The 4,614-nt window shown below is 55.4% G+C and carries 4 protein-coding genes; all 4 read left to right on the forward strand.

Annotation, left to right across the window (positions count from 1 at the left end; all coding sequences use genetic code 11):
• Positions 1 to 191: 191 nt before the first annotated feature.
• Entirely contained in the window at positions 192 to 1,532 is a 1,341-nt protein-coding gene (locus tag AC3B8H_RS18755; RefSeq protein ID WP_488443051.1) for an amino acid permease, read from the forward strand.
• A gap of 110 nt (positions 1,533 to 1,642) precedes the next feature.
• Positions 1,643 to 3,307 (forward strand): energy-dependent translational throttle protein EttA, encoded by a 1,665-nt coding sequence (ettA, locus tag AC3B8H_RS18760; RefSeq protein WP_071159694.1) that lies wholly within the window; start codon positions 1,643 to 1,645, stop codon positions 3,305 to 3,307.
• A 197-nt stretch (positions 3,308 to 3,504) separates the two neighbouring features.
• Positions 3,505 to 3,747, forward strand: coding sequence for an RNA chaperone Hfq (gene hfq, locus AC3B8H_RS18765; RefSeq protein WP_064027105.1), 243 nt, complete (start codon positions 3,505 to 3,507; stop codon positions 3,745 to 3,747).
• A gap of 11 nt (positions 3,748 to 3,758) precedes the next feature.
• Positions 3,759 to 4,614, forward strand: an 856-nt coding sequence (gene hflX / locus AC3B8H_RS18770; protein WP_488443052.1) for a ribosome rescue GTPase HflX, incomplete at its 3' end; no start/stop codon positions are given.

Genomic DNA, 4,614 nt, shown 5'->3' on the forward strand with positions numbered 1-4,614 from the left:
GGGTTCGATTGGCCGTTGTCGTTTGCCAGTGCGCAATGTCGGCATTTCCGGTAAGTTAAGGGCCTTTGTCAAAGAGTCTGCATGGGAGAGTTTTGTTGAGCGGTCAGCTTGATTCTGAAAATAGAGCTTTTAAATCGACAGCCGAGCAAAATTCGGCGAATGATAGGAAACATCGCGGGCCGGCTGAGGTGTTGCAACCCGGTCTTGGTGTGTTGCATTTGCTGGCTCTCGGTGTGGGTGCCATCGTTGGTACCGGGATTTTGACGTTGATCGGTGTTGGTGCCGCAAAGGCGGGGCCGGCGGTTATCGTCGCCTTCGGTTTCGCCGGTCTGGTTTGCGCCTGTGCGGCGCTGGCTTACGCGGAAATGGCGACCGCAATTCCCAAGGCTGGCGGAGCTTACACTTACGCGCGTGTTGTCATCGGTGAAACCGCCGGCTGGCTAGTGGGTTGGAGTCTGATTCTGGAATATTCGCTGGTGGTCAGCGCGGTCGCGGTGGGCTGGTCTGGTTACGCCGCGCCGATTTTGCAGGACTGGCCGGGTGTTTCGGCTACTTGGCTGGTGGCGCCGGCGCTGGGCGGTGTTGTCAATTTACCTGCCGTCGCAATCATTACGGCGGTTGCGGGCTTGTTGACGCTTGGCACCAAGGAAAGCGCGACCTGTAACGCGTGGTTGGTGGTGTTAAAAATCGGCGCCTTGCTGTTGTTTGTAGCGCTGGCCGCCCGCGGTTTCGATGCGAACCATTTGCAGCCGTTCATGCCCTACGGCTTCGTGAAAACGGTCGGCGCGGACGGTGTCGAACGCGGCGTGATGGTGGCCGCCGCGATTATTTTTTTCGCGTTTTACGGTTTCGATGCCATTGCGACCGCCGCCGAGGAAACCCGCCATCCCGACCGCGATTTGGCGGTCGGGATCATCGGTTCCATGCTGATTTGCGTGGCGATTTATATCGCGGTGGCGTTGACCGCGTTGGGCGCGCTGGACTATCGCCGGTTTGCCGACAGTGCCGAACCCTTGGCACTGGTACTGCGGGAGCTGGGTTCGCCATTCGCCGCGAAATGCTTGGCGTTTACGGCGGTGCTGGCGTTGCCTACCGTGATTTTGGCCTTTTTCTACGGCCAAAGCCGGATTTTCTTTGCTATGGCCCGCGACGGGCTGTTGCCGAACGGATTGGCGCGGCTGTCGCGACGCGGTACACCGGTGCGTACGACTTGGTTTACCGCCGCGCTGGTCGGCGGCGTCGCCGGCGTTTGTCCGTTGGCGGACATTGCTGCGTTGGCCAATGCCGGTACTTTGCTGGCTTTCGCCGCGGTTGCTCTGTGCATGCTGATTGCCCGCCGCCGAGGGCTTTACGCCGTTCGCAAGTTCAACGCGCCGTGGCCGTGGTTGACGGCGCCCGTCACAATCCTCGGATGCGCCTATTTATTCACCAGTTTGCCGACTAAAACGCAACTGGGTTTTTTCATTTGGAACGGCTTGGGCTTGCTGATTTATCTGGGCTTTCACCGAGATCGCATCGTTAGGTTAGGGTGACCTCGGTGACCTAATTCGCTAGCCTGGGCCGCGAGCGCCGCTAAAATAACGGCCTTGCAATTGGCAGGGGCACGGTATAATACGCTTTTGTTTCCTTTCTTCCGAAAGCAATGGCGCAATACATATTTTCGATGAACCGGGTCGGCAAAGTCGTGCCGCCGAAAAAGTACATCCTCAAGGATATCTCGTTATCGTTCTTTCCGGGCGCTAAAATCGGTGTCTTGGGTTTGAACGGTTCGGGTAAATCGACACTGCTGAGAATCATGGCCGGCGTGGATAAGGAAATCGAAGGCGAGGCGATTCCGCTGAAAGGCATCAACATCGGCTACTTGCCGCAGGAGCCGCAGCTCGATCCCAGCAAAACCGTGCGCGGCAATATTGAGGAAGCCGTGCAACACATCAAGGACGCATTGGCCAAACTAGATGCGGTCTATGCCGCCTACGCCGATCCGGATGCCGATTTCGACAAGTTGGCCGCCGAACAAGCTCATCTGGAAGACGTGATTAATGCCTGCGACGGTCACAATTTGGATCGGACCTTGGAAATTGCCGCAGATGCTTTGCGTTTGCCGGATTGGGACGCCGACGTCAATAAATTGTCCGGGGGCGAGAAGCGTCGCGTGGCTTTATGCCGGCTGCTGCTGTCCAAGCCCGACATGTTGTTGCTCGACGAGCCGACCAACCACTTGGACGCCGAGTCGGTCGCCTGGTTGGAGCGCTTCCTGCACGACTATACTGGCACCGTGGTCGCGGTGACTCACGACCGATACTTCCTCGATAATGTCGCCGGCTGGATTTTGGAGCTGGATCGCGGCATGGGCATTCCTTGGGAAGGCAATTATTCGTCGTGGCTGGAACAAAAGGAAAAACGCCTGGAGCTGGAGGATAAACAAGAATCTTCCCGGCAGAAAGCGATGAAAGCCGAGCTGGAATGGGTGCGTTCCAATCCCAAGGGTCGCCACGCCAAGAGCAAGGCGAGGTTGGCGCGTTTCGAGGAATTGTCTTCGGTCGAGGTGCAAAAACGCAACGAGACTCAAGAGATCTATATTCCGCCCGGACCGCGACTGGGCGATGTGGTCATTGAAGCCGAAAACGTCGGCAAGGGTTTCGGCGACCGTTTGCTGATCAACGATTTGAGTTTCAAGTTGCCGCCTGGCGGGATCGTCGGCATTATTGGTCCGAACGGGGCGGGTAAGACTACGCTGTTCAGGATGATGGCCGGTTTCGAGAAACCCGATTCCGGCACGTTTACGATGGGTCAGACGGTTCAATTGTCCTATGTCGAACAGTTTCGAGACAACATGGACGATAACAAGACGGTTTGGCAAGAGATTTCCGACGGTCTGGACATGATTACGGTCGGCAAATACGAAACGCCGTCCAGGGCATATTGCGGGCGCTTTAATTTCAAGGGCGCCGATCAACAAAAACGCATCGGCGATCTGTCCGGCGGCGAACGCAACCGGGTGCATCTGGCCAAATTGCTTAAAAGCGGCGGCAATGTATTGCTGCTTGACGAGCCGACCAACGATTTGGACGTCGAGACCTTGCGGGCGCTGGAGGAAGCCTTGTTGGCTTTTCCCGGCTGCGCGGTGGTGATCTCGCATGATCGCTGGTTTTTGGATCGCGTCGCGACCCATATGTTGGCGTTCGAGGGCGACAGCGAGGTGGTTTGGTTCGAGGGCAATTATGCCGACTACGAAGCCGACCGGCATCGTCGCCTGGGTATCGATGCCGATACGCCGCATCGGATCAAATACAAAAAAATCGGCTAAGCTGAACTTAAGCGTCCGTGCTTACTCTCATGGCGCGGACGGCAATTTTGCTAACAGGTAATTTTGGTCTTTTTTTGACAGGGTCGTACCAATGGCCCGATTAGGGTTTATGTTTATTCGCGTGCCGCGTGTTGAAAATCGCGGATGTAGCGGGTAATGTATTATCAGCACACCGAACAATAATAAGGAGAAATAGGATGTCGAAAGCACAAAACTTGCAGGATAATTTTTTGAATGCCCTGAGAAAAGAACACACTCCGGTGTCGATTTTCTTGGTTAACGGTATCAAGCTGCAAGGCCGTGTCGATTCTTTCGATCAATACGTGGTCATGCTTAAGAATACCGTGAATCAAATGGTTTATAAGCACGCCATATCCACCATCGTTCCCGGTAAAAACGTCAATATGCACCGCGAGCCGGAAGTTAGTGACGACAATTAAGGGGTGTTTTTTTGTTTGAACGTCCCGACGCGGGTGAACGGGCAATACTCGTTCACCTGAATTTGCAAGTCGGACAAGAAGATCTCGACGAGCTAAAGGAACTGACCAAATCCGCCGGCGCCCAACCGATACACGTGGTGACCGGCAGTCGGCATCGACCTGATCCGAAGTATTTTGTCGGTATCGGCAAACTGGATGAAATCAAGTCCGCGATCGTCGACGTTCAAGCCGATATCGTCATCGTCAATCATCCGCTGTCGCCGAGTCAGGAACGCAATCTTGAGAAAGCCCTGGAAGTGCGGGTCGTCGATAGGAATGGCCTGATTCTGGATATTTTCGCTCAGCGCGCCCAGACCTTCGAAGGCAAGCTGCAGGTCGAACTTGCCCAACTCAAACATTTGTCCACGCGCTTGATACGCGGGTGGACCCATCTGGAGCGGCAAAAAGGCGGTATCGGCTTGCGCGGCCCCGGCGAAACCCAATTGGAGACCGATCGGCGGTTGTTGGGCGTTCGCATCAAGCAAATTCAACAGCGTCTGGAAAAAGTCGAGAAGCAGCGCCACCAAGGCCGCAGTAAACGCAAGAAGGCCGAGATCCCGGCCGTGTCTCTCGTTGGCTACACCAATGCCGGTAAATCAACCTTGTTCAATACCTTGACCGGTGCCGGTATTTACGCGGCCGATCAGTTGTTCGCGACTCTAGACCCAACCTTACGGCAATTGTCGCTGACCAACGGTAACGACATTATCTTGGCGGACACGGTGGGTTTTATTCGCCATCTACCGCACGAATTGGTGGCTGCTTTTCGCTCGACTTTGCAGGAAGCCAGCGAGGCCGACTTGTTGTTGCACGTGATAGACGCCCATG

Source organism: Methylomonas sp. BG-2 (assembly GCF_057766305.1).

Excerpts from the sequence above, each read along its gene's own strand:
- ettA (WP_071159694.1), top strand. The coding sequence starts at position 1,643 with ATGGCGCAATACATATTTTCGATGAACCGGGTCGGCAAAGTCGTGCCG.
- hfq (WP_064027105.1), top strand. The coding sequence starts at position 3,505 with ATGTCGAAAGCACAAAACTTGCAGGATAATTTTTTGAATGCCCTGAGA.